Annotated in this window: 26 protein-coding genes; 25 read left to right on the top strand and 1 reads right to left on the bottom strand. The window is 58.7% G+C overall.

Annotated features, from left to right (window positions below; genetic code table 11):
* The first annotated feature begins 354 nt into the window (after positions 1-354).
* From rluC to sppA, 3 genes are read left to right on the top strand one after another with little or no spacing between them, the layout of a single operon-like run.
* Positions 355-1,314, top strand: coding sequence for a 23S rRNA pseudouridine(955/2504/2580) synthase RluC (rluC, locus tag HU718_RS22400; protein WP_150706538.1), 960 nt, complete (start codon positions 355-357; stop codon positions 1,312-1,314).
* Positions 1,301-1,963: an HAD-IA family hydrolase gene (locus HU718_RS22395; protein ID WP_095120585.1), complete on the top strand. Its 663-nt coding sequence runs from the start codon at positions 1,301-1,303 to the stop codon at positions 1,961-1,963. Before rluC ends, HU718_RS22395 begins: the two co-directional genes overlap by 14 nt.
* A 24-nt stretch (positions 1,964-1,987) precedes the next feature.
* Entirely contained in the window at positions 1,988-2,977 is a 990-nt protein-coding gene (sppA, locus tag HU718_RS22390) for a signal peptide peptidase SppA (protein ID WP_150729958.1), read from the top strand.
* 94 nt (positions 2,978-3,071) lie between these two features.
* Here the strand turns inward: sppA and HU718_RS22385 are convergent, their stop codons facing one another.
* Positions 3,072-3,650 (bottom strand): Maf family protein, encoded by a 579-nt coding sequence (locus HU718_RS22385; protein WP_186613768.1) that lies wholly within the window; start codon positions 3,648-3,650, stop codon positions 3,072-3,074.
* Positions 3,651-3,755: 105 nt separating this feature from the next.
* Between HU718_RS22385 and HU718_RS22380 the strand changes: the two genes are divergently transcribed.
* The 22 genes from HU718_RS22380 (at position 3,756) to araG (ending at position 23,182) form a co-directional block, all read left to right on the top strand.
* Entirely contained in the window at positions 3,756-4,283 is a 528-nt protein-coding gene (locus HU718_RS22380) for a YceD family protein (protein ID WP_038364482.1), read from the top strand.
* Between the two features lie 13 nt (positions 4,284-4,296).
* Positions 4,297-4,479, top strand: coding sequence for a 50S ribosomal protein L32 (rpmF, locus tag HU718_RS22375; RefSeq protein WP_003179396.1), 183 nt, complete (start codon positions 4,297-4,299; stop codon positions 4,477-4,479).
* Positions 4,480-4,483: 4 nt separating this feature from the next.
* Positions 4,484-5,494: a phosphate acyltransferase PlsX gene (gene plsX, locus HU718_RS22370; RefSeq protein WP_095120583.1), complete on the top strand. Its 1,011-nt coding sequence runs from the start codon at positions 4,484-4,486 to the stop codon at positions 5,492-5,494.
* A gap of 124 nt (positions 5,495-5,618) precedes the next feature.
* Positions 5,619-6,557 (top strand): ACP S-malonyltransferase, encoded by a 939-nt coding sequence (fabD, locus tag HU718_RS22365; protein ID WP_038364480.1) that lies wholly within the window; start codon positions 5,619-5,621, stop codon positions 6,555-6,557.
* A gap of 16 nt (positions 6,558-6,573) precedes the next feature.
* A complete protein-coding gene (fabG, locus tag HU718_RS22360; protein WP_095120581.1) occupies positions 6,574-7,317 on the top strand; it encodes a 3-oxoacyl-ACP reductase FabG in 744 nt (247 codons plus the stop codon).
* A 196-nt stretch (positions 7,318-7,513) separates the two neighbouring features.
* Entirely contained in the window at positions 7,514-7,750 is a 237-nt protein-coding gene (gene acpP, locus HU718_RS22355; protein WP_003175607.1) for an acyl carrier protein, read from the top strand.
* Positions 7,751-7,861: 111 nt separating this feature from the next.
* Positions 7,862-9,106, top strand: coding sequence for a beta-ketoacyl-ACP synthase II (gene fabF / locus HU718_RS22350; RefSeq protein WP_122604995.1), 1,245 nt, complete (start codon positions 7,862-7,864; stop codon positions 9,104-9,106).
* Positions 9,106-9,921, top strand: a complete 816-nt coding sequence (pabC, locus tag HU718_RS22345; protein WP_150706535.1) for an aminodeoxychorismate lyase — start codon at positions 9,106-9,108, stop codon at positions 9,919-9,921. Before fabF ends, pabC begins: the two co-directional genes overlap by 1 nt.
* 3 nt (positions 9,922-9,924) lie before the next feature.
* Positions 9,925-11,106 carry an endolytic transglycosylase MltG gene (gene mltG / locus HU718_RS22340; protein WP_095120578.1) on the top strand — a complete coding sequence of 394 codons (1,182 nt, stop codon included), beginning with the start codon at positions 9,925-9,927 and terminating at the stop codon, positions 11,104-11,106.
* Between the two features lie 19 nt (positions 11,107-11,125).
* On the top strand, positions 11,126-11,758 hold the full coding sequence (gene tmk, locus HU718_RS22335; RefSeq protein WP_110720344.1) for a dTMP kinase: 633 nt from the start codon (positions 11,126-11,128) through the stop codon (positions 11,756-11,758).
* Positions 11,751-12,734: a DNA polymerase III subunit delta' gene (locus HU718_RS22330; RefSeq protein WP_095120576.1), complete on the top strand. Its 984-nt coding sequence runs from the start codon at positions 11,751-11,753 to the stop codon at positions 12,732-12,734. Before tmk ends, HU718_RS22330 begins: the two co-directional genes overlap by 8 nt.
* Positions 12,735-12,776: 42 nt before the next feature.
* The gene (locus HU718_RS22325) at positions 12,777-13,133 is read left to right on the top strand and encodes a PilZ domain-containing protein (RefSeq protein WP_095120575.1); all 357 of its coding nucleotides are present in this window, start codon (positions 12,777-12,779) and stop codon (positions 13,131-13,133) included.
* A gap of 15 nt (positions 13,134-13,148) precedes the next feature.
* Positions 13,149-13,940 carry a TatD family hydrolase gene (locus HU718_RS22320; protein ID WP_186613770.1) on the top strand — a complete coding sequence of 264 codons (792 nt, stop codon included), beginning with the start codon at positions 13,149-13,151 and terminating at the stop codon, positions 13,938-13,940.
* A 454-nt stretch (positions 13,941-14,394) separates the two neighbouring features.
* Positions 14,395-15,033 (top strand): TetR/AcrR family transcriptional regulator, encoded by a 639-nt coding sequence (locus HU718_RS22315; protein WP_007908276.1) that lies wholly within the window; start codon positions 14,395-14,397, stop codon positions 15,031-15,033.
* A 137-nt stretch (positions 15,034-15,170) separates the two neighbouring features.
* A complete protein-coding gene (locus HU718_RS22310) occupies positions 15,171-16,139 on the top strand; it encodes a GTP 3',8-cyclase MoaA (protein ID WP_095120573.1) in 969 nt (322 codons plus the stop codon).
* 170 nt (positions 16,140-16,309) lie between these two features.
* Complete coding sequence (locus HU718_RS22305; protein ID WP_007908280.1) at positions 16,310-16,915, top strand: DUF4823 domain-containing protein; 606 nt, start codon at positions 16,310-16,312, stop codon at positions 16,913-16,915.
* Positions 16,916-16,930: 15 nt separating this feature from the next.
* Positions 16,931-17,491 carry a DUF1285 domain-containing protein gene (locus HU718_RS22300; protein ID WP_095112887.1) on the top strand — a complete coding sequence of 187 codons (561 nt, stop codon included), beginning with the start codon at positions 16,931-16,933 and terminating at the stop codon, positions 17,489-17,491.
* Between the two features lie 137 nt (positions 17,492-17,628).
* Complete coding sequence (locus tag HU718_RS22295; protein WP_150750642.1) at positions 17,629-18,345, top strand: FadR/GntR family transcriptional regulator; 717 nt, start codon at positions 17,629-17,631, stop codon at positions 18,343-18,345.
* Between the two features lie 132 nt (positions 18,346-18,477).
* On the top strand, positions 18,478-19,353 hold the full coding sequence (locus HU718_RS22290) for an SMP-30/gluconolactonase/LRE family protein (protein WP_127929328.1): 876 nt from the start codon (positions 18,478-18,480) through the stop codon (positions 19,351-19,353).
* 271 nt (positions 19,354-19,624) lie between these two features.
* Entirely contained in the window at positions 19,625-20,443 is an 819-nt protein-coding gene (locus tag HU718_RS22285) for an SDR family oxidoreductase (RefSeq protein ID WP_150750644.1), read from the top strand.
* A 136-nt stretch (positions 20,444-20,579) separates the two neighbouring features.
* A complete protein-coding gene (locus HU718_RS22280) occupies positions 20,580-21,584 on the top strand; it encodes a substrate-binding domain-containing protein (RefSeq protein ID WP_064120360.1) in 1,005 nt (334 codons plus the stop codon).
* Positions 21,585-21,637: 53 nt separating this feature from the next.
* Entirely contained in the window at positions 21,638-23,182 is a 1,545-nt protein-coding gene (gene araG / locus HU718_RS22275; RefSeq protein WP_186613772.1) for an L-arabinose ABC transporter ATP-binding protein AraG, read from the top strand.
* Positions 23,183-23,185 lie beyond the last annotated feature (3 nt).

The following is a 23,185-nucleotide window of genomic DNA, read 5'->3' as shown; positions in this document are numbered from 1 at the left end:
GGGGAGGTCACGCATCATGGCTAATTCAGGCGTTGTTTCCGAAGCATTCGCTCGGGGTCATCTGCAGCTGACTGCACTTTGTGAACTGGCCTTGAATGTGTGCCTGCCAGGCGAGTTAAAACTCTGCTCGGCGGCGTAATTCAGGCCTCATGTCACCTGCGCTCGTTACAACTGAAAACTCCACCGTTACGTAGCGAAAGCCCCGTAGGACGGCCTCGCGTCCTGGTGAATTGCGTTGGTCAGGGCCGGTTTTTGACCGTGGTTCCTCTGTCCAGGCCGCTTTTGGCGGCGTTCGCGACTATAGCAGCAATGATTAAGTGCTTCAATTCCATAAAAATTGTTATCATCCGCGGCATGACAACTACTGCCCCTTCGACTCCAGGCGTTCAATTGCTTGAAGTCTCGCCGGAGTATGCCGGCCAACGAATCGACAATTTTCTCCTCGCCCGGCTCAAAGGCGTGCCCAAGACCTTGATTTACCGCATTTTGCGTAAAGGCGAAGTGCGCGTGAACAAAGGTCGGATCAAGCCAGAATACAAGCTGCAGGCCGGTGATATCGTGCGCGTGCCGCCCGTTCGCGTGCCTGAGCGCGACGAGCCGGTGCCATTGGCCCAGGGTTTATTGCAGCGTCTGGAAGCCTCGATTGTCTTCGAAGACAAAGCCCTGATCGTGATCAATAAGCCCGCCGGCATTGCGGTTCACGGTGGCAGTGGCTTGAATTTCGGCGTGATCGAAGCCTTTCGTCAGTTGCGTCCCGATGCCAAGGAGCTGGAACTGGTGCACCGTCTCGACCGTGACACCTCCGGCCTGCTGATGATCGCCAAAAAACGCAGCATGTTGCGCCACTTGCACGAGCAACTGCGTGGCGACGGCGTCGACAAGCGCTACATGGCGCTGGTGCGCGGCAACTGGGCGACTTCGATCAAGAAAGTCAGCGCGCCATTGCTCAAGAGCAATCTGCGTTCCGGCGAGCGCATGGTTGAAGTCAACGAAGAAGGCAAAGAAGCCTTGACCCTGTTCAAAGTGCTGCGCCGCTTCGGCGATTTTGCCACCATGGTCGAGGCTAAACCGGTGACCGGTCGCACCCACCAGATTCGCGTGCATACCTTGCATGCTGGCCATTGCATTGCTGGCGACAGCAAGTATGGCGACGAGGATTTCACCAAGGAAATCCGCGATCTGGGCGGCAAGCGCCTGTTCCTGCACGCTTACATGCTGACCGTGCCGCTGCCTGATGGCGGCAAGTTGACCTTGCAGGCGCCGGTCGATGAAATGTGGGCCAAGACCGTGGAGCGATTGAGTGCGCCCATCTGATTACAAGCTGCTGATTTTCGATTGGGACGGCACCCTGGCCGACTCCATCCATCGGATCGTCGAGGCGATGCACTCGGCGTCCGGGCGTTCCGGTTTCGAGTTGCGTGATGATTTCGCTGTCAAAGGCATCATCGGCTTGGGCCTGCCCGAGGCGATTCGCACGCTGTATCCCGAAATCAGCGACGCCGAAATGACCTTGTTTCGCGAGTATTACGCCGATCACTACATCGCCGCAGAAGCAGTGCCTTCGCCGTTGTTCGAAGGCGTAGTCGAGTCGATGGCGTCGTTTCGTGAGCAGGGTTATCACCTGGCCGTCGCTACCGGCAAGAATCGCCGCGGGCTTGATCGGGTGCTCAAGGCCAATGGCTGGGAAGATTATTTCGATATCACCCGTGCTGCCGATGAAACTGCCAGCAAGCCGCACCCTCTGATGCTGGAGCAGATCCTTGCGCATTGTGGTGTGCGTGCGGAGCAGGCGCTGATGGTCGGCGATTCGTCCTTTGATCTGCTGATGGCGCGTAACGCGGGGATGGACTCGGTGGCGGTCAGTTATGGCGCGCAATCGATCGAATCGCTGCAGCAGTTCGAGCCGCGCCTGTCGATCGACCGTTTTTCCGAATTGCATGCCTGGCTGGAGAAGCAGGCTTAATACGTTTTTGCTGGGGTGGATGGCATGACCGACGAATGGAAAGCACCGGCCAAGGCAAGTGCCGAGGGCGGTGACGAGAAAAGCTGGAAGCTATTGGAAAAGACCCTCCTCGCGGGCGTCCAAGAGCAGCGTCGTTCGCGGCGTTGGGGGATTTTCTTCAAGCTCTTGACCTTTGTTTATCTGTTCGTGGCATTGATCCTGTTTACGCCGCTGATGGACATGGAAAAGAGCGCCACGCGCGGTCCGAACTACACCGCGCTGATCGACGTCACCGGCATGATCGCCGACAAAGAGCCGGCCAGCGCCGACAACATTGTTGGTAGCTTGCGGGCGGCGTTCGAGGACAAGAAGGTCAAGGGCGTCATTCTGCGCATCAACAGCCCTGGCGGCAGTCCGGTGCAGTCGGGTTACGTCTACGACGAGATCAAGCGCCTGCGCGGCCTGCATCCGGAGATCAAGGTGTATGCGGTCATTTCCGACCTCGGTGCGTCCGGTGCCTATTACATCGCCAGTGCGGCGGATCAGATTTACGCCGACAAGGCGAGTCTGGTTGGTTCGATTGGTGTGACGGCGGCCGGTTACGGTTTTGTCGGTACCATGGAAAAGCTGGGTGTCGAGCGTCGTACGTACACCTCGGGTGAGCATAAATCGTTCCTTGATCCGTTCCAGCCGCAGAAGCCTGAAGAAACGGCGTTCTGGCAGAGCGTGCTCGATACCACGCACAAGCAGTTCATCAATAGCGTCAAGCAGGGGCGTGGTGATCGTCTGAAAGACAAGGATCATCCGGAACTGTTCTCTGGATTGGTCTGGTCGGGCGAGCAGGCGTTGCCGCTGGGCTTGATCGATGGTCTGGGCAATGCCAGTTCGGTCGCGCGTGATGTGATTGGCGAGAAAGAACTGGTCGACTTCACTGTGCAGGAGTCACCGTTCGATCGCTTCTCGAAGAAGCTGGGTGCCAGCGTGGCTGAGCAATTGGCGATGTGGATGGGTTTCCACGGGCCTTCGTTGCGCTGATTCGTTGTAAAGATCAAAAGATCGCAGCCTGCGGCAGCTCCTACGGGGTTTTACATTCCCCTGTAGGAGCTGCCGCAGGCTGCGATCTTTTGCTTTATGGGATCTGCACGCCTTCAGTCAGCAGCATGTCGATCAGGCGAATCAGCGGCAGGCCTATCAGACTGGTGGCGTCAGGGCCTTCGGTGGATTGAAACAGGCTCACACCCAGCCCTTCAGCCTTGAAGCTGCCTGCGCAGTCATATGGTTGCTCGATGCGCAGGTAACGCTCGATGCGCGCCTGATCGAGCTGGCGCATGTGTACGGTGAACGGCACGCAGTCAACCTGGCATTGGCCTGTCTGGCTGTTGAGCAGTGCCAGGCCAGTCAGAAAGGTTACGCTGGCGCCGCTCGCGGCCATCAATTGTTCGCGAGCCTTCTCGAAGGTGTGCGGCTTACCGATAATCTGCTCGCCGAGCACGGCAACCTGGTCCGAGCCGATAATCAGATGAGCGGGGTGGCTGTCAGCCAGTGCTCGGGCTTTTTGCTCGGCGAGGCGCTTGACCAGTTCGCTGGCTGACTCGCCCGGGCGATGACTTTCATCGATATCCGGCGAGCTGCAGACGAACGGCAGGTGCAGGCGGGCGAGCAATTCGCGACGATAGGTCGAGCTTGAAGCGAGTAATAAAGGCAGCATTCGCGTCTCCTGAGGCAGATGTGAATTCTAGCGGAGGCACGCAAGTGACGGACAGGGCACAATTTCCTTTGACATGGGTGGGTGCATCCCTATAATGCTGCGCCTATGTTGAATGACCCGATTCCACCTCACGTTGACCCGCGCAAATTGGCTGACCGTGGCACCACCCTTCAAGGTGAACTGCTGCTGGCCGATTTGAAGAGACTCTGCGACCCGCTTTCCGACGATGTCGGTACGGTGCAGGCGAAATTCGTTTTTGAACGAGATGAACGTAAATCTGTGGTGATCCACAGCTTTATCGACACCGAGGTCAAAATGGTTTGCCAGCGTTGTCTTGAGCTGGTCACCCTGCCGATCCACAGCGAATGCAGTTACGCTGTAGTGAAGGAGGGTGCGAATACCCAGTCGTTACCGAAAGGTTATGACGTGCTGGAACTGGGCGAAGATCCATTGGATCTGCAGTCACTGGTCGAAGAAGAGCTTTTGCTCGCTTTGCCTATTGTGCCTGCTCATCATCCGGAAGAATGCCAGCAGCCGGCGGGAGCAGATGAGCCCGAACCGAGCGAGGACGAGGTAACGCGGTCCAACCCGTTCAGTGTATTGGCGCAGTTAAAGCGTGACCCAAACGTTTAGGAGTTAATCAATTATGGCTGTTCAGCAGAACAAAAAATCCCGCTCTGCCCGTGACATGCGCCGTTCGCACGACGCTCTCGAGGCTAGCACCCTGTCTGTAGAAAAAACCACTGGTGAAGTTCACCTGCGTCACCACGTATCGCCAGAAGGCGTATACCGTGGCCGTAAAGTGATCGACAAGGGCGCTGACGAGTAATCACTTGTCCGCTCAAGTCATCGCGATTGACGCAATGGGCGGGGACTTCGGTCCCCGCAGCATTGTTCAGGCCAGCCTTGCTTGCCTTTCTGCTACGCCCTCGCTGCACCTGACCCTCGTCGGTCAACCCTCCCTTCTTGAAGAATTGATCAACGGCCAATCGGCTGCCGATCGCGCGCGCCTGACAATTGTTGCGGCCAGCGAAGTCATCACCATGGACGAAAAACCGACCCAGGCCTTGCGTGGCAAGCCGGACTCGTCGATGCGTGTCGCCCTGGAACTGGTGCGTGACGGCAAGGCTCAAGCCTGTGTCAGTGCCGGCAATACCGGTGCGTTGATGGCACTCTCGCGATTCGTGCTGAAGACGTTGCCGGGCATCGATCGCCCGGCAATGGTGGCGGCGATTCCTACGCAGAACGGCTATTGTCAGTTGCTCGATCTGGGTGCCAATGTCGATTGCAGCGCCGAGCATCTGCTGCAGTTTGCGGTGATGGGGTCGGTGGCGGCGCAGACGCTGGGCATCCATCGTCCGCGCGTCGCACTGCTCAACATCGGCACCGAAGACATCAAAGGCAATCAGCAGGTCAAACTGGCCGCAACGTTGTTGCAGGCTGCCCGTGGTATCAACTACATCGGCTTTATCGAAGGCGACGGTTTGTACCGTGGCGAGGCCGATGTCGTGGTGTGTGACGGTTTCGTCGGCAATATCCTGCTCAAGTCCAGCGAAGGCCTGGCGACGATGATTGCTGCGCGCATCGAAGCGTTGTTCAAAAGAAATCTCGCCTCCCGTGCCGTGGGGGCTTTGGCGTTGCCGCTGATGAAGCGCTTGCAGGCCGATCTGGCGCCGGCGCGACATAACGGCGCAAGCTTTCTCGGTTTGCAGGGCATCGTCGTGAAAAGTCACGGTTCGGCCGGGGTTCAGGGCTTTCAGAGTGCTATTCAGCGCGCGCTGATCGAGATTCAGGAGAACTTGCCCGAACGCCTCCACGGTCGTCTGGAGGATTTGTTGTCTTAGGCGTTTTCGTCGGACAATGCTTAAATGTGACCGCCCGGTTCAAAGGGCCATCCAAACTGTCAGTTTCTTGCGTCCCTCAGTGGGGCGTCATTTTCCGACGACAAGATCATTAGGGGCTTGTTACATGTCTGCTTCCCTCGCATTCGTCTTTCCAGGACAAGGTTCGCAGTCCCTCGGCATGCTGGCCGAGCTGGGCGCGGAATATCCGTTGATCCTCGAAACTTTCAAAGAAGCCTCTGAGGCTCTGGGTTATGACCTGTGGGCACTGACCCAGCAGGGCCCGGAAGAGCAGCTCAATCAAACCGATAAAACCCAACCGGCCATTCTGACCGCTTCGATCGCCCTGTGGCGTCTGTGGCTGGCTGAAGGTGGCGCGCGTCCGGCCTTTGTTGCCGGTCACAGCCTGGGCGAATACAGCGCGCTGGTTGCTGCTGGCAGCCTGACGCTGGCTGACGCGGTCAAGCTCGTTGAGCGCCGTGGTCAACTGATGCAGGAAGCGGTTCCGGCCGGGCAGGGCGGCATGGCTGCCATTCTCGGTCTCGAGGATGCCGACGTGCTGGCAGCCTGCGCTGAAGCTGCGCAAGGTGAAGTGGTCAGCGCTGTTAACTTCAACTCGCCGGGCCAAGTAGTTATTGCCGGTGCCAAGGCTGCTGTCGAGCGCGCCATCGAAGGTTGCAAGGCGCGTGGTGCCAAGCGCGCCATGCCGCTGCCGGTGAGCGTGCCGTCGCACTGCGAGCTGATGCGTCCGGCGGCCGAGCGCTTTGCCGAATCCATCGCCGCCATCGACTGGCAGGCGCCGCAGATCCCGGTTGTACAGAACGTCAGCGCGCAAGTGCCGGCCGATCTGGAAACCCTCAAGCGTGATCTGCTCGAACAATTGTACAAGCCTGTGCGCTGGGTCGAGTCGGTACAGACTCTGGCCGCCAAGGGCGCGACCAATCTGGTCGAATGCGGCCCGGGCAAAGTCCTGGCCGGCTTGAACAAGCGCTGCGCTGAAGGCGTGGCGACTTCCAACCTCAATACCCCAGACGCTTTCGCTGCCGCTCGCGCAGCGCAAGCCTGAATCAGGAGAAACTTGCATGAGTCTGCAAGGTAAAGTTGCACTGGTCACCGGTGCAAGCCGTGGCATTGGTCAGGCTATCGCGCTGGAACTGGGTCGTCAGGGCGCCATCGTCATTGGCACCGCGACTTCCGCTTCAGGTGCTGAGCGCATTGCCGCGACCCTGAAGGAAAATGGTATTCAGGGCACAGGTTTCGAACTCAACGTCACCAGCGACGAATCGGTCAGCGCGGTGCTGGCAAGCATTCAGGAGCAGTTTGGTGCGCCAGTGGCGATCCTGGTCAATAATGCCGGCATCACCCGCGATAACCTGATGATGCGCATGAAAGACGACGAGTGGTACGACGTGATCGATACCAACCTGAACAGTCTGTTCCGCCTGTCCAAGGGCGTTCTGCGCGGCATGACCAAGGCGCGTTGGGGTCGAATTATCAGTATTGGCTCGGTGGTGGGTGCCATGGGCAACGCTGGCCAAGTAAACTATGCAGCCGCCAAGGCCGGTCTGGAAGGTTTCAGCCGTGCAATGGCGCGTGAAGTCGGTTCGCGTTCGATTACGGTGAACTCGGTAACCCCAGGGTTTATCGACACCGACATGACGCGCGAACTGCCTGAAGCACAGCGTGAAGCCTTGCAGACGCAGATTCCGCTGGGTCGTCTGGGACAAGCTCAAGAGATCGCGTCCGTGGTCGCTTTTCTTGCATCCGACGGTGCGGCATACGTCACTGGGGCTACAATCCCGGTGAACGGTGGGATGTACATGTAAGTAAAATGTGACGGATTGCTTCAAAAAAATGTCATACGAGCTGTCTAAAATCCGTTATAAAGCTGCAATCTATTTATAGGCAGAGGGTCGCAGGGTTTGAGGAGTGAAGCTTTCAGTTGAAAAACTGAAAAGTCTTTCTATACACTTACCCACTGGCCAGCTGCCTGAATTTGTCCATTAGGAGTGAAAACAAGGTATGAGCACCATCGAAGAGCGCGTCAAGAAAATCGTTGCCGAGCAACTGGGTGTTAAAGAAGAAGAAGTGGTCAACACCGCTTCCTTCGTAGAAGACCTGGGTGCCGACTCCCTTGACACCGTTGAGCTGGTGATGGCTCTGGAAGAGGAATTCGAGACCGAAATCCCTGACGAAGAAGCTGAGAAGATCACTACTGTACAAGCTGCAATCGACTACGTTACTAGCCACCAGGCGTAATAGTTTGTAATCGTTGTTTGCTGTCATGGAAAAACCGCACTGCCATCATGGCGTGCGGTTTTTTCTTTAGGCCTGATGCAAAGTCGTCGTCATTTGAAAAAGGAGAGTGCTGTGTCGCGTAGACGCGTCGTAGTCACCGGTATGGGTATGTTGTCGCCACTGGGCACGGATGTGCCGAGCAGTTGGCAGGGCATTCTGGCTGGCCGCAGTGGCATTGGTCTGATCGAACACACCGACCTTTCTGCCTATTCCACCCGCTTTGGCGGCTCGGTAAAGGGCTTCAATGTCGAGGAATACCTGTCGGTCAAGGAAGCGCGCAAGCTCGACCTGTTCATTCAGTACGGTCTCGCTGCAGGCTTTCAAGCCGTGCGCAATGCCGGTCTGGAAGTCACCGACGCCAACCGTGAACGCATTGGCGTGGCCATGGGTTCGGGTATCGGCGGTCTGACCAACATCGAAGAAACCAGCCGTACCCTGCATGAGACGGGCCCGCGTCGAATCTCGCCATTCTTCGTGCCAGGCTCGATCATCAATATGATTTCCGGTTTTCTGTCCATCCACCTGGGTGCACAGGGACCTAACTACGCTATCGCCACCGCATGTACCACCGGTACGCACTGCATTGGCATGGCGGCGCGCAACATCATGTACGACGAAGCCGACGTGATGATTGCCGGCGGTGCCGAAATGGCTGCATGCGGTCTGGGCATGGGCGGCTTCGGCGCGTCCCGTGCGCTGTCGACGCGCAACGATGAGCCGACTCGCGCCAGCCGTCCGTGGGACAAGGGCCGTGATGGTTTCGTGCTGTCCGACGGTGCCGGTGCACTGGTTCTTGAAGAACTGGAGCACGCCAAGGCGCGCGGCGCGACTATCTACGCTGAGCTGATCGGCTTCGGCACCAGCGGTGATGCGTTCCACATGACCTCGCCTCCTGCCGACGGTGCTGGTGCTGCACGCTGCATCACCAACGCGCTGCGCGATGCGAAAATCAATGTCGATCAAGTGCAGTACATCAACGCCCACGGTACCTCGACTCCGGCTGGTGACCTCGCCGAAGCCAATGCGATCAAGACCGTGTTCGGTGATCACGCCTACAAACTCGCCGTCAGCTCGACCAAGTCGATGACCGGTCACCTGCTGGGTGCGGCGGGCGCGGTTGAAGCTATCTTCAGCGTGCTGGCGATCAACAGCCAGGTAGCGCCGCCGACCATCAACCTCGATGAGCCGGACGAAGGCTGCGATCTCGATTTCGTGCCGCACACTGCGCGCAACATGGACATCGATGTCGTGCTGTCCAACTCCTTCGGTTTTGGCGGCACCAACGGCACCCTGGCATTCCGCCGGTTTGCAGGCTGATGGACTGCTGGGTCGACGGTCAACCGGCTGACAGTCTGTCGCTGAAAGATCGCGGCCTGGCTTACGGTGATGGTCTGTTCGAGACGATCGCCGTGCGTAGTGGCCAGCCGATCCTGCTGGATCGGCACCTGGCGCGTCTGGCCGATGGCTGTGCGCGTCTGGCCATCGCGGCCGATATCGAGCTGATCCGCGATGAGCTGCTGAGCTATGCGGCAGCGATGCGCGAGGGCGTGCTCAAGCTCATCCTCACCCGTGGCGACGGTTTGCGCGGTTATGCTCCCGATCCGGCGGCACCGGGTCGACGTATTCTGCAAGGCAATCCTGCGGCGGCTTATCCTGCTGTGCATGCTGAACAAGGCGTTCGCCTGTTTCCATGCAACACGCGACTGTCGAAACAGCCGCTTCTCGCGGGGCTCAAACATCTCAATCGATTGGAGCAGGTTCTCGCCCGTGCCGAGTGGCAGGACAGCGAGCATGCCGAAGGTTTGATGCTGGATCAGGCCGGTCGCGTCATTGAAGGGGTGTTCAGCAACCTTTTCATTGTGCGCGACGGTGTGCTGATAACGCCGGACCTCAAGCGTTGCGGTGTCGCCGGTGTGATGCGCGCCGAAATATTGTTTCAGGCCGAGTCATTGGCCATCCCCACACAAATCGCCGATATCAGCCTCGAACAGCTGCAATGGGCCGATGAAGTGTTTGTCTGCAACAGCGTGTATGGCGTCTGGCCGGTACGCGCCTGTGCTGCTCTGAGCTGGCCGGTTGGCCCGCTCACCCGTAAACTGCAAACCATTGCCCGCGCCCTACTGGATGCCTGATTTGTGAGACGTAAACTTTTGCTGCTGCTGGAAACCGGACTGGTTCTGGCAGGGCTGCTGATGGGCGCCAGCGCCTGGAAGATTCATTCCGCGCTGGAACAGCCCCTGAACATCACGCAGGAAGAGCTGCTGGATGTGCCGAAAGGCTCAACGCCGACCCGTACTTTCCTTTCACTCGAAACCGATGGTGTCATCAAGGACGCGTTCTGGTTGCGGGTTTACTGGCGTTTCAATCTCGCCGGCACACCGATCCACAGCGGTGAATACCGCATGCAACCGGGCATGACCGTCAATGGTCTGATCGATTCGTGGAAGCGTGGCGAAGTGGTGCAGTACAGCCTGACGCTGGTCGAGGGCTGGAATTTCCATCAGGTGCGTGCGGCGTTGGCCAAGGATGACAAGGTCGAGCAGACCTTGAACGGTTTGAGCGACAGCGACGTGATGGCGAAAATTGGCCATAAAGGACTGTTTCCGGAAGGACGGTTTTTCCCCGATACCTACCGCTTCGTGCGCGGCATGTCCGATGCTGAACTGCTGAAAAAGGCCTTTGATCGTCTCGACGAAGTATTGGCCAAAGAGTGGCAGAGTCGCGCTGCCGATGTGCCTTATACCGAACCGTATCAAGCGCTGATCATGGCTTCGCTGGTCGAGAAGGAAACCGGTGTGCCGCAAGAGCGCGGGCAGATTGCCGGTGTCTTCGTGCGCCGCATGGCCTTGGGCATGCAACTGCAGACCGATCCGACGGTGATTTACGGTTTGGGTGATCGTTACAACGGCAAACTGACTCGCGCGCATTTGAAAGAACCGACGCCGTACAACACCTATGTGATTCCCGGGCTGCCACCGACACCGATTGCGATGGTCGGGCGTGAAGCGATTCATGCGGCGTTGAACCCGGTGGAAGGCACCAGCCTGTACTTCGTCGCGCGTGGCGATGGTAGCCATGTCTTCTCTGATGATCTCGATGCGCATAACAATGCGGTGCGTGAGTACCAGCTCAAGCGCCGTGCGGATTACCGTTCCAGCCCTGCGCCGGCGGTAGCGCCTGAAGCGGCTCCGGCTGCGGAACAAGCGATTCCAGGCGCATCACCGGATACTGTGCCGCAAGCGTTGCCGCAGGTTGCACCGCAGGAGCCGGCACCGAACCCGGCACCGGAAGCCGCCGCCCCACAAAACACGCAATGACTTTGATTAAGGACTGCCTGTGACTGGCTTGTTTATTACTCTGGAAGGCCCCGAAGGCGCCGGTAAAAGCACCAACCGCGAATACCTCGCCGAGCGCCTGCGCGCCGCCGGTATCGAAGTGGTGCTGACCCGCGAGCCGGGTGGTACGCCATTGGCCGAACGGATTCGCGATGTGCTGCTGGCGCCCGCCGACGAGGTCATGAACCCGGACGCCGAGCTGTTACTGGTATTCGCCGCGCGTGCTCAGCATTTGGCTGAAGTGATCCGTCCGGCGCTGAGCCGTGGTGCTGTGGTGTTGTGCGATCGCTTCACCGATTCCACTTACGCCTATCAGGGTGGCGGGCGCGGTCTGTCGCTGGAGCGTATTGCCACCCTGGAAACGTTCGTGCAGGGCGATCTGCGCCCGGATCTGACGTTGATTTTCGATCTGCCAGTAGAAATCGGTCTCGCCCGCGCCAGTGCCCGTGGGCGTCTGGATCGTTTCGAACTGGAGGGGCGAGCGTTTTTCGAGGCGGTGCGCAGCGCGTTCCTCAAGCGCGCCGAAGCCGATCCCGCGCGCTATGTGCGCATCGATGCCGGTCAGCCACTGGCCAAGGTTCAACAATCGCTGGATACCTTGATTCCGAACCTGCTGGAGCTGGCTCGTGGCTGAGGCCTATCCATGGCAAGACAGCCTCTGGCAGCAACTGGCCGGGCGTAAGCAACACGCTCACGCCTATCTGCTGCATGGCCCGGCCGGGATCGGCAAGCGCGCACTGGCCGAGCGTTTGATGGCCAGTCTGTTGTGCCAGCGGCCGACGCCGGAAGCTTGTGGCGAGTGCAAATCCTGCCTGCTGCTCAAGGCCGGTAGTCACCCGGATAATTACATTCTCGAACCGGAAGAAGCCGACAAGGCAATCAAGGTCGATCAGGTGCGCGACCTCGTCAGTTTCGTGGTGCAGACCGCGCAGATGGGCGGACGCAAAGTGGTGCTGATCGAGCCGGTCGAGTCGATGAATATCAACGCTGCCAACGCCTTGCTCAAGAGTCTTGAAGAACCCTCCGGCGATACGATTTTGCTGTTGGTCAGCCATCAGACCAGTCGTTTGTTGCCGACGATCAAGAGCCGTTGCGTGCAGCAGGCCTGTCCGCTGCCGGGCGAGGCAATGAGCCTGCAATGGCTGGCGCAAGCGTTGCCCGATTGCTCCGAAGACGAACGTGTTGAATTGCTGACGTTGGCGGCTGGCTCGCCGTTGATGGCAGTCAGTCTGCAGTCTCAGGGCGTGCGCGAGCAGCGTGCGCAAGTGGTCGAAGGCGTGAAGAAGTTGCTCAAGCAGCAGCAATCGCCGACGCAGTTGGCCGAGGAGTGGAAAAGCATTCCCATGCTGCGGCTGTTTGACTGGTTCTGCGATTGGTCGAGCCTGATCCTGCGTTATCAATTGACTCAGGATGAAGCAGGTCTCGGCCTGACCGACATGCGCAAAGTCGTGCAGTACCTGGCGCAGAAAAGTGCGCAAGGCAAAGTCCTCGAGATTCAGGACTGGATTCTCGCCCAGCGGCAGAAGGTCATGAGCAAGGCCAACCTCAATCCGGCCCTGCTGCTGGAAGCATTGTTGGTGCAATGGGCGGGATTGCCTGGTCAAAGATAACAATGTGTACCTAGACTCTGAGCATCAGCAGTGGAGGTCAACATGAATGAATCCGTCAGCCCTGGCCCGCGCAACGGCATTTTGTCCCTGACCATCAAGGACAAGTCGGTGCTCTACGCCGCCTACATGCCGTTCATCAAGAACGGTGGCTTGTTCATCCCGACCAACAAGAGTTACCGGTTGGGCGATGAGGTGTTCATGCTGCTCAACCTGATGGACGAGGCCGAAAAGATCCCGGTAGCTGGAAAGGTTGCCTGGATCACCCCGAAAGGGGCGCAAGGCAATCGCGCTGCCGGTGTCGGCGTCCAGTTCAACGAGGGCGACAACACGGCGCGCAGTCGCATCGAAACCCATCTGGCCGGAGCGCTTAAATCCGACCGTCCCACTCATACGATGTAAGTAGCCGTCTTTTTTATGCTCGTAGATTCCCATTGTCACCTTGATCGCCTCGACCTCGCCGCCCACGACGGCTCGCTGGATGCTGCACTCGATGCGGCCCGTGAGCGCGGAGTAGGGCACTTTCTATGCATCGGCGTGAGTGCTGACAACGCCGCCGACGTCAAAGCTCTGGCTGAACGTTATGACGATGTCGACTGTTCGGTCGGCGTGCATCCGCTCGATGTGCAACCCGGCGCGGCACCTGCGCTGGACTGGCTGTTACACGAACTCAACCATCCGAAAGTGGTGGCGATCGGTGAAACCGGTCTCGACTATCACTACGAGCCTGAAGCTGCCGAACTGCAGCAGGAATCGTTCCGCTTGCACCTGCAGGCGGCGCAGCAGACTGGCAAACCGGTGATCATCCACACCCGTGGCGCCCGTGCCGATACCCTTGAGTTGCTGCGCGACGCTGCCTTGCCGCAGGCCGGTGTGCTGCATTGTTTCACCGAAGACTGGGACATGGCCAAAGCGGCGCTGGACATGGGTTATTACATTTCCCTGTCGGGCATCGTCACCTTTCGTAATGCCGATGCTCTGCGTGATGTGGCGAGCAAAGTCCCGGCGGATCGCCTGCTGGTGGAAACCGATTCACCGTATCTGGCACCGATCCCTTATCGCGGCAAGCCCAACCTGCCGCAGTATGTGCGCGAAGTGGCGGAATTCCTGGCGATGCTGCGCGGTGAGAACTACGAACGTTTTGCCGAACAGACCACCGAGAACTTCAAGCGGCTGTTCCCGCTGGCCTCCGTTAAATCTGCCGTGTAGGAGCTGCCGAAGGCTGCGATCTTTTGATCTTGATTTTGACAGGCAAAGGCAAAAGATCGCAGCCTGCGGCAGCTCCTACAGTAGTGATGTGCAGGTAGCTGGGCCAAGCGTTAAATCGCAGGCAAAAAAAACCCGGGTTCTGGGGGGTGAATCCGGGTTAAGACCATTAGGAGTAAAACAAAGGCACGCGGTCCCTTGGTACCTTTACCGGCGCGACACTTGGGGGAGATGTCGCCCGACAGTTCAAGTATTGATCAGTCTGGCGTGCAGTCCAGTTAGCCGGTCGGGGTTTTTAAACAAATTTGGAATACGTTTGCTTCAGTTGAGTTCTCATTGCGCCCAAAACGTTCTCAAAACGAACATGAAACACAGATATGGTCGGATGATCCGTGCAATTTTGCGCAAGTTAGGCATAATACGCGGCTTCGAATTTTGACCCTTCAGACCTTTTCTTATGCACAAAGAACCTCGTAAGGTCCGTGAGTTTCGTCGCCGCGAGCAAGAAATTCTCGATACCGCGCTCAAGCTGTTCCTCGACCAAGGTGAAGACAGTGTCACCGTCGAGATGATTGCTGATGCCGTGGGTATCGGCAAAGGCACGATCTACAAACACTTCAAATCCAAGGCCGAGATCTATCTGCGCCTGATGCTCGATTACGAGCGCGATTTGAACGAGCTGCTGCATTCGGCCGATGTCGACAAGGACAAGGAAGCGCTGTCTCGCGCCTACTTCGAATTCCGCATGCGCGACCCGCAGCGTTATCGCCTGTTCGACCGCCTCGAAGAGAAGGTGGTCAAGGGCAATCAGGTGCCGGAGATGGTCGAGGAGCTGCACAAGATCCGTGCCTCGAACTTCGAACGCCTGACCTTGTTGATCAAGGGCCGCATCAGCGAAGGCAAGCTTGAAGACGTGCCGCCGTACTTCCACTACTGCGCGTCCTGGGCGCTGGTGCACGGCGCTGTGGCGCTGTATCACTCGCCGTTCTGGAGCAATGTGCTGGAAGATCAGGAAGGTTTCTTCCAGTTCCTGATGGACATCGGCGTGCGCATGGGCAACAAGCGCAAGCGCGATCCGGAAACGCCAAGCAGCTGAGCCATTCAGCTGCCTTATTGCGCCATGATTTCGCTACATGTCGCAGTACCGCAGGAATATACTCAGGCATAGGGCTTGCTAAAACTTGATTTGTGAGTCAAGTTTTAGCGGCTCGAAATTCTTTCGCCGGAGTGATCATGATCGTTGACCGTCAAGGCAGGCGTTTTCGCAATTTGCGGATCAGTCTGACTTCAGCCTGCAATTACGCGTGTACCTACTGCGTGCCCAACGGCAAGCGGTTGGTGGCTGCGCAGGATGAACTGTCGGCCGAAGCCATGGCCCGCGGCGTGGCGTATTTGATCGAAGCCGCCGGTATCGAGCGCTTGCGCATTACTGGCGGTGAGCCGCTGGTCAGCCCCAAACTCGAATCGTTCATGACCGCCGTCGGCAAGATGGGCCTGGACGACATCAGTCTGACCACCAACGGTCAACTCCTCGCGAAAAAACTGCCACTGCTGGTGGAAGCCGGTCTGCGCCGGATCAACGTATCCCTTGATACTCTCGACGCCAGCGCTTTTCGCAGCATCGCCCGTGGCGGCGATCTGGCCACCGTGCTCGATGGCATGGATCAGGCGAAAGCGGCGGGGATGAAGATCAAGGTCAACATGGTGCCGTTGCGTGGGCAGAATCTTGATCAAGTGATGCCGCTGCTCGACTACTGCCTGGAACGCGGATACGAACTGCGCTTCATCGAGCTGATGCGCATGGGCCACTTGGCCAAGGACAACAATGCGTTCCTGCAACAGTTCGTCAGCCTGCAACAGCTGCTGGCGCTGATTGGCGAGCGTTATGAATACGCGCAAACCGATGCGCCCGTAGACGCCACCGCCGTGCGTTACGCAATTCCCGGTCTGGGCAACTTTGGTGTGATCGCCAACGAAAGCGTGCCGTTCTGCCGGACGTGCTCGCGGTTGCGCTTGTCGTCGACCGGTTGGCTGCATGGCTGCCTGTCGTCGAGCAACCGTCACTATGTCGGCGATCTGCTCGACAAGCCGCGCCATCAGGCACTGCCGGCGCTCCAGCGTTTGCTGGTCAAAGCGTTGGGCGACAAGCAGGAAGTGGCGTTCTCCGGTGGCGCGACAGTGATGAAAATTATCGGCGGCTGATCAACCGCTTTCGCGAGCAGGCTCGCTCCCACCTTGGAATGTATTCCCCCTGTGGGAGCGAGCCTGCTCGCGAATACGATTTAACCATCAACAAATTTCTTGAGCTGGCGCAAAAGCTGCATCCAACGGCCATTCGCCGGTTTTCCGTCACCGGCCTCTGGAGGAATAGGATGCGTAGCCTGGTTTTGCTGCTGGCCGTTTTGGCGCTTGGCGGCTGTATGACTGTCAGCGATATGGCCGAAGGCACTCGCTATCAGATGAGCGACGCGGGCCTGCTCGATCACAGCGACAGCCGCCGCGTGAACAACTTCCGCATTCAGCCGGACTCATTTATCTACATCGCCCAAGGCGCCTTTGCGCCGCCGGGTGGTTCCTACCCGCGCCCGAACGTAGTGGCTGAAGAGGCCTTCAAGGGCTTCGTCGAATACTTCCCGATGGTCCGCCGTGCCCGCGCGCCGGAAGGCCTCGATCAGGCGATGGGCGAAGCTCGCGATGCCGGTGCGCACTATCTGCTGTACACCCGTTTCGCCAAGGCTGATGACCGCATTGGCAACTCCGACGAATGGCTCGATGAAGAAGCGGTTGATCGCCTCGGCATCGACGGTGGCGTGATTCAGATCATGTTGATCGAGACCAGCACCCAGTATTTGATTGATACTGCACGGATCAAGAGTCGTGGCGGTTTACTGACGTTCCACGACAGCAAGCCCGAAGACCTGATCGGCCCGCCGCTGGCCCAGTACGCGCGCAGCCTGTTGGGAGTCGGCGACCAATAATTCAAGGAGAACGCCATGAGTGGCCCGCAAAAAGCCAATGACCTGTTGGGACAGATCCCGAAAACCAAAGGCTTGCCGCCGGTGCACTTGTGGAACCCGGACTTCTGCGGCGACATCGACATGCGCATCGCCCGTGACGGCACCTGGTATTACCTGGGCACGCCGATCGGGCGCAAGCCGATGGTCAAATTGTTCTCCACGATCATGCGCCGCGATGGCGATGATTATTTCCTGATCACTCCGGTCGAGAAGGTCGGGATCAAGGTCGACGATGCGCCGTTCGTGGCGATTGCCGTCGAGGTTGAAGGCGAGGGGGAGGCGCAGCTGTTGCGCTTCACCACCAACGTCGAGGAAACCGCCGAGGCCGGGCCGGAGCATCCGATCCGCGTCGAGATTGATCCGACGACGCAAGAGCCCGCGCCTTACGTGCATGTGCGCACCAACCTTGAAGCGCTGATTCATCGCAATGTGTTCTATCAACTGGTTGAACTGGCGGTGAGCCGTGAAATCGACGGGCAGCGTTGGCTCGGTGTATGGAGCGGCGGCGAGTTCTTCCGCATCGGCCTCGAACCTTAAAAGATCGCAGCCTTCGGCAGCTCCTACATGGTGTACACCTGTAGGAGCTGCCGAAGGCTGCGATCTTTTTTTGTCGTTGACACTTAATCATATGATGATTAGCTTGATCACCCATCGCGATCCGCTTTGAGGTGTTCATGTCCAGCAGCTTTCACGCATCCACGGTCGACTGGCTGGGCAGCTGGATCGCCGCTGGCCAGGTCAAACCGGGGCAGACCATCAAGGTCGAGGCCGATCTGGGCGAACAGCTCGGCGTCAGCCGCACGGTCATCCGCGAGGCAATCAAAACCCTCGTCGCCAAAGGCATGCTCGAAGTCGGGCCGAAGGTCGGCACCCGCGTGCTGCCGGTACGGCGCTGGAACCTGTTCGATCCGCAAGTGGTCGGTTGGCTGTCGCGCAACGGGCTGCCGGAAAATTTCGTCGATGACTTGCTCGACCTGCGCCGCACCATCGAACCGATGGCGGTGCGCTGGGCCTGTGAGCGCGCGACCCTGGAACAGATTGAAGCGGTGCAACTGGCCTACAACGCCCTTGAGCGTGCGGTCGACAGCGGCACCGATTACAACCGCGCCGATCAGGTCTTCCACGAATGCATCCTCGCCGCCAGCCACAATCAATTCATCGAACAAATGGTCCCGGCGCTCGGTGCGTTGCTCGCGGTGTCATTTGAAGTTTCTGCGGCCGACCCGGATGAACTGCGCCGCACTTTGCCGATTCACAAGGACATGGCCGACGCCATCGCCGCCCGGGATTCTGCGCGCGGCGTGTGGGCGTGCATGACCCTGATCGATAACGCCGACCTGGCGATCAAACGTTTCTACCCAAAAGTCATGGCCGAAAAAAAAGCCGGTTAATACAAATTTCCCTTTGGGAGCGAGCCTGCTCGCGAAGGCGGTGTATCAGGCAACTCATGCATCGACTGACACGACGCTTTCGCGAGCAGGCTCGCTCCCACATTAAATAACAACAAGATCCGAGGAGTTGATATGCCGTGGACCGCCCTGACCCAACACCGCGCCCAACTCGGTGAAGGCCCGTTCTGGGACGCGCCGACCCAGGCGCTGTACTGGGTAGACATTGCCGGCAAGCAGGCCCTGCGCCTGATCGGCCAGAACGTGCAGATCTGGCAAATGCCCGAGCATGTCTCCGCGTTCATCCCCTGCGCCAGCGGCGATGCACTGGTGACCCTGAGCAGCGGCGTCTATCGCCTCGATCTCGACTCGCCCGGTCTCGAACCGCGCCTGACGCTATTCTGCGTCGCCGATCCGCAACCCGGCAATCGCCCCAACGAAGCGCGCTGCGATGGCCAGGGTCGTTTGTGGCTCGGCACTATGCAAAACAACATCGGCGAGCAGGGCGAAGACCTGCCGATCACCCGTCGTTCCGGTGGCCTGTTTCGGATCGATCCGGATAAACGCGTCACCCCCTTACTGCGTAATCTGGGAATTCCCAACACGCTGCTGTGGAGCGATGACGGCACCACACTGCTGTTCGGCGACAGTCTCGACAGCACGCTCCATCGCTATTTCATCCACACCGACGGCAATCTCGATGTTGCACAAGTCTGGTACGGCCCCGATCAGCAGGGTGGCCCGGACGGCTCGGCAATGGACGCCGAAGGCTACATCTGGAATGCCCGTTGGGACGGCAGTTGCCTGCTGCGATTAACGCCTGAAGGCAACGTCGATCGCAAAATTGATCTGCCTGTCAGTCGCCCGACCAGTTGTGTGTTCGGTGGGGAAGACCTGAAAACCCTGTTCATCACCAGCGCCAAAAGCCCGCACAACCACCCGCTGGATGGCGCGGTGCTGTCGATGCGTGTGGAGGTTGCAGGAAAACTCTGTACGCGCTTTGCGGATTAAATCCCAAAATATGGGATGCAAAATTATATATTGAGATTATTTGGCGGTCGGGTTTATAGTCGGCTGCAGCAGTAACACGCACTCACACTTAAAAAGAACAAAACAGGTGAAGTGATGCAGCGAATGTCTATCGCACTCCCGTGTGGAGTCCGCGTCTCGCAACGGCCCGAAGCCGTCGGCCGCGCCTGCCTGTTTCGTTCAAATCGCCTTCCAGACCGGACATCGGTAGATGCCCGGTTTTTTTGTGCCTGCGAAACAGGAGTCCTGATCCATGGCTGAACCCCTTTCCCTGCCGCCGGTGCCCGCGCCGCCGAAGGGCGAGCGTCTGAAAAACAAGGTCGTGCTGCTGACCGGTGCTGCGCAAGGCATCGGGGAAGCCATTGTTGCGGCGTTCGCCTCACAGCAAGCGAAACTGGTCATCAGTGATATCCAGGCCGAGAAGGTCGAACAGGTTGCTGCGCACTGGCGTGAACAGGGCTTTGATGTGCAGGCGCTGAAGGCAGATGTCTCGCGTCAGCACGATCTGCACGCCATGGCCAAACGCGCCGTTGAGCTGCACGGGCGCATCGACGTGCTGGTCAATTGCGCCGGGGTCAACGTGTTCTGCGATCCTTTGCAAATGACGGAAGAAGACTGGCATCGCTGCTTCGCCATCGATCTGGACGGTGCGTGGTTCGGCTGCAAAGCGGTGTTGCCGCAGATGATCGAGCAGGGCGTCGGCAGCATCATCAACATCGCCTCGACCCATTCCAGCCACATCATTCCCGGCTGCTTCCCATACCCGGTGGCCAAACACGGTTTGCTCGGTCTGACTCGCGCACTCGGCATCGAATACGCGGCGAAAGGCATTCGAGTGAACGCCATCGCACCGGGCTACATTGAAACGCAACTGAACGTCGACTACTGGAACGGTTTCGCCGACCCGCACGCCGAGCGTCAGCGCGCTTTTGATCTGCACCCGCCGAAGCGCATCGGTCAGCCGCTTGAAGTGGCGATGACCGCGGTATTTCTGGCCAGTGATGAGGCGCCGTTCATCAATGCTTCATGCATCACCATCGATGGTGGGCGCTCGGTGATGTACCACGACTGAGCGAAGGGCTTTTCACACGGACAGGTCCGTTTGAAATCCAATCATCATACGATATGACTATTTTCAACAGGCTTTGCAGGAAATTGCTTTAACGCTTTTCAAACATTGCTCAAAAAAAATAACAAGGAGTCAGCTTATGAAACGTCGTTTCGGGATTCGTACCCTGTGCAGTACCGCCCTGGCGGTCACCGCGTTCAGCCTGAGCAGTGCGCTGCTCGCTGCCGACACCGTGAAAATCGGTTTCCTGGTCAAGCAGGCGGAAGAGCCGTGGTTCCAGACCGAGTGGGCTTTCGCCGAGAAAGCCGCCAAGGACAAGGGCTTCGAACTGATCAAGATCGCCGTGCCGGACGGCGAGAAAACCCTCTCGGCCATCGACAGCCTCGCCGCCAATGGCGCCAAGGGCTTTGTGATCTGCCCGCCGGATGTCTCGCTCGGCCCGGCGATCATGGCCAAAGCCAAACTCAACGACCTTAAGGTGATTGCCGTCGACGACCGCTTCGTCGACGCCAACGGCAAATTCATGGAAGACGTGCCGTACCTCGGCATGGCCGCGTTCGAAGTCGGCCAGAAGCAGGGTAACGCCATGGTCGCCGAGGCGAAAAAACGCAACTGGGACTGGAAAGACACCTACGCGGTGGTCAACACCTACAACGAACTCGACACCGGCAAGAAACGCACCGACGGCTCGGTGAAATCCCTCGAAGACGCCGGTATGCCGAAGGATCACATTCTGTTTGCCGCGCTGAAAACCCTCGACGTACCGGGCAGCATGGACGCCACCAACTCGGCGTTGGTGAAGCTGCCAAGCGCGGCGAAAAACCTGATCATCGGCGGCATGAACGACAACACCGTGCTTGGCGGCGTGCGCGCCACCGAAGCTGCCGGTTTTGCCGCGGCCAACGTGATCGGTATCGGCATCAACGGCACCGACGCCATCGGCGAATTGAAAAAGCCTAACAGCGGTTTCTTCGGCTCGATGCTGCCTAGCCCGCACATCGAAGGCTACAAGACTGCAGAGATGATGTACGAGTGGGTCACCACCGGCAAAGAGCCGCCGAAGTACACCGCGATGGACGACGTCACCCTGATCACCCGCGAGAACTTCAAACAAGAGCTGGAAAAAATCGGCCTGTGGAACTGATGCCGCGACGGCCCGGGCAGCCGGGCCGTTTTTTGGTGTGAAGAGGTGGCTTTATGCACGCGCAAGTACAAACACAACAACACAGCGCCAGCGGCAGCCTGCGCTTCAACGGGATCGGCAAAACCTTTCCCGGGGTGAAGGCGCTGGACGCTATCAGCTTCGTCGCGCATCCGGGGCAGGTTCATGCCTTGATGGGCGAGAACGGCGCCGGCAAATCGACTCTGCTGAAAATCCTCGGCGGCGCTTACATCCCGAGCAGCGGCGAGTTGCAGATCGGCGAGCAGACCATGGCGTTCAAGTCGACGGCTGACAGCATCGGCAGCGGCGTCGCGGTGATTCACCAGGAGCTGCATCTGGTGCCGGAAATGACCGTCGCCGAGAACCTGTTTCTCGGCCATCTGCCGGCCAGTTTCGGTTTGATCAACCGCGGTGTGTTACGCCAGCAAGCGTTGAATTGCCTCAAAGGCCTGGCCGATGAAATCGACCCGCAGACCAAAGTCGGACGCCTGTCCCTCGGCCAGCGACAACTGGTGGAAATCGCCAAGGCGCTGTCGCGTGGTGCCCACGTCATCGCTTTCGACGAACCGACCAGCAGCCTTTCGGCCCGCGAAATCGACCGCTTGATGACGATCATCGGCCGCCTGCGCGACGAAGGCAAAGTCGTGCTCTATGTTTCCCATCGCATGGAAGAAGTGTTCCGCATTTGCGACGCGGTGACGGTGTTCAAGGACGGTCGCTACGTGCGCACTTTCGAGGACATGAGCCAGTTGAACCACGATCAACTGGTGACCTGCATGGTCGGGCGCGACATTCAGGACATCTACGATTATCGCCATCGTCCACGCGGCGCCGTCGCGCTGAAGGTCGCCGGCCTGCTCGGTCCGGGTCTGCGCGAGCCGATCAGTTTCGAGGCGCACAAAGGTGAAATTCTTGGCCTGTTCGGACTGGTCGGGGCAGGGCGCACCGAGCTGTTTCGTTTACTCAGCGGGCTCGAACGTCACACGGCCGGGCGTCTCGAATTGCGCGGTCATGAATTGAAACTGCGCTCACCGCGCGACGCGATTGCCGCCGGGATTTTGCTCTGCCCGGAGGATCGCAAAAAGGAAGGCATCATCCCGCTGGCCAGCGTCGCCGAGAACATCAATATCAGTGCACGTGGTGCCCATTCAGGGCTCGGCTGCCTGATTCGCGGTCTGTGGGAAAAGGGCAATGCCGACAAACAGATCAAAGCGCTGAAAGTGAAAACCCCGCACGCCGGTCAGCAGATCAAATTCCTCTCCGGCGGCAATCAGCAGAAGGCCATTCTCGGTCGCTGGCTGTCGATGCCGATGAAAGTTTTGCTGCTCGATGAGCCGACACGCGGCATCGACATCGGTGCGAAAGCGGAGATCTACCAGATCATCCATAACCTCGCCGCCGACGGCATTTCGGTGATCGTGGTGTCCAGCGACCTGATGGAAGTGATGGGTATTTCCGACCGCATTCTGGTGCTCTGCGAAGGCGCCCTGCGCGGCGAAATCAGCCGCGACCAGGCCAATGAATCCAACCTGCTGCAACTGGCTTTGCCGCGCCACCGCGCTGACGGCGTGGCGAACTGAGAG

Origin of the sequence: Pseudomonas tensinigenes, assembly GCF_014268445.2 — a bacterium.
GTDB lineage: Bacteria > Pseudomonadota > Gammaproteobacteria > Pseudomonadales > Pseudomonadaceae > Aquipseudomonas > Aquipseudomonas tensinigenes.
Note: the sequence above shows the minus strand (reverse complement) of the source record. Positions and strands in the feature narration are given on the sequence as shown.

What these genes read in the sequence shown, in the direction of transcription:
- fabD (WP_038364480.1), top strand. Translation starts at nt 5,619, where the DNA reads ATGTCTGCTTCCCTCGCATTCGTCTTTCCAGGACAAGGTTCGCAGTCC.
- rpmF (WP_003179396.1), top strand. Translation starts at nt 4,297, where the DNA reads ATGGCTGTTCAGCAGAACAAAAAATCCCGCTCTGCCCGTGACATGCGC.
- HU718_RS22295 (WP_150750642.1), top strand. Translation starts at nt 17,629, where the DNA reads ATGTCCAGCAGCTTTCACGCATCCACGGTCGACTGGCTGGGCAGCTGG.
- HU718_RS22385 (WP_186613768.1), bottom strand. Translation starts at nt 3,650, where the DNA reads ATGCTGCCTTTATTACTCGCTTCAAGCTCGACCTATCGTCGCGAATTG.
- HU718_RS22310 (WP_095120573.1), top strand. Translation starts at nt 15,171, where the DNA reads ATGATCGTTGACCGTCAAGGCAGGCGTTTTCGCAATTTGCGGATCAGT.
- HU718_RS22300 (WP_095112887.1), top strand. Translation starts at nt 16,931, where the DNA reads ATGAGTGGCCCGCAAAAAGCCAATGACCTGTTGGGACAGATCCCGAAA.
- HU718_RS22285 (WP_150750644.1), top strand. Translation starts at nt 19,625, where the DNA reads ATGGCTGAACCCCTTTCCCTGCCGCCGGTGCCCGCGCCGCCGAAGGGC.
- HU718_RS22315 (WP_007908276.1), top strand. Translation starts at nt 14,395, where the DNA reads ATGCACAAAGAACCTCGTAAGGTCCGTGAGTTTCGTCGCCGCGAGCAA.
- acpP (WP_003175607.1), top strand. Translation starts at nt 7,514, where the DNA reads ATGAGCACCATCGAAGAGCGCGTCAAGAAAATCGTTGCCGAGCAACTG.
- HU718_RS22280 (WP_064120360.1), top strand. Translation starts at nt 20,580, where the DNA reads ATGAAACGTCGTTTCGGGATTCGTACCCTGTGCAGTACCGCCCTGGCG.
- sppA (WP_150729958.1), top strand. Translation starts at nt 1,988, where the DNA reads ATGACCGACGAATGGAAAGCACCGGCCAAGGCAAGTGCCGAGGGCGGT.
- HU718_RS22320 (WP_186613770.1), top strand. Translation starts at nt 13,149, where the DNA reads ATGCTCGTAGATTCCCATTGTCACCTTGATCGCCTCGACCTCGCCGCC.
- rluC (WP_150706538.1), top strand. Translation starts at nt 355, where the DNA reads ATGACAACTACTGCCCCTTCGACTCCAGGCGTTCAATTGCTTGAAGTC.
- fabG (WP_095120581.1), top strand. Translation starts at nt 6,574, where the DNA reads ATGAGTCTGCAAGGTAAAGTTGCACTGGTCACCGGTGCAAGCCGTGGC.
- pabC (WP_150706535.1), top strand. Translation starts at nt 9,106, where the DNA reads ATGGACTGCTGGGTCGACGGTCAACCGGCTGACAGTCTGTCGCTGAAA.
- HU718_RS22325 (WP_095120575.1), top strand. Translation starts at nt 12,777, where the DNA reads ATGAATGAATCCGTCAGCCCTGGCCCGCGCAACGGCATTTTGTCCCTG.
- HU718_RS22380 (WP_038364482.1), top strand. Translation starts at nt 3,756, where the DNA reads ATGTTGAATGACCCGATTCCACCTCACGTTGACCCGCGCAAATTGGCT.
- araG (WP_186613772.1), top strand. Translation starts at nt 21,638, where the DNA reads ATGCACGCGCAAGTACAAACACAACAACACAGCGCCAGCGGCAGCCTG.
- HU718_RS22305 (WP_007908280.1), top strand. Translation starts at nt 16,310, where the DNA reads ATGCGTAGCCTGGTTTTGCTGCTGGCCGTTTTGGCGCTTGGCGGCTGT.
- HU718_RS22290 (WP_127929328.1), top strand. Translation starts at nt 18,478, where the DNA reads ATGCCGTGGACCGCCCTGACCCAACACCGCGCCCAACTCGGTGAAGGC.